The organism is Bradyrhizobium algeriense, from assembly GCF_003062295.1.
Lineage (GTDB): Bacteria > Pseudomonadota > Alphaproteobacteria > Rhizobiales > Xanthobacteraceae > Bradyrhizobium > Bradyrhizobium algeriense.
In genome coordinates, this window is the sequence record NZ_PYCN01000229.1 from 1 (window position 1) to 500 (window position 500).

At 55.2% G+C, this 500-nt stretch carries 1 protein-coding gene; it reads left to right on the forward strand.

From position 1 onward, the window contains the following. Positions 1 to 176: 176 nt before the first annotated feature. Positions 177 to 500: tripartite tricarboxylate transporter substrate-binding protein (locus C7G61_RS43250; protein ID WP_249776244.1), on the forward strand; the 324-nt coding region annotated here is incomplete at its 3' end.

A 500-nucleotide genomic window follows, 5' to 3' on the forward strand; every position in this document is an offset into this window, starting at 1 on the left:
CGGGTGCGTGCATACGCACAAGGGAGAAATGTGCAGAAACGAAGGATGTCAGGCGAAAATACCCAGATAGCCAACCCCAACTCTCCTTAGCTCGCTCGATGTCTGGAAAGTCACGGCAGGTGAGTGGGAGCGACGAGATAAAGCTGGGCCACGTGTTACAAACGGGAGGAGCAAAAATGATCTCCAGAAGGAATGTTCTGCTTGGCGCGAGCACTGTAGCGTCTTTGGGACTGTTGCCCAGTATTTCACATAGTCAAAGCAAGTGGCCTGCACGTCCGATTGCTATCAATATCGGCAATGCACCCGGTGGTGACGATGACACCTTAAGCCGGTGGCTGGCCGAGACCATGACCGGAGGACTCGGGCAACCGGTTGTCATCGAGAATCGTCCCGGTGGTTCAATGACACTTGCGGCAACTGCCGTCGCTTCCTCTCGACCCGACGGCTATACAATATTTTGTCTGGTCACCCCGGTCGTAGTTCAAACCGCCCTGCGCTCC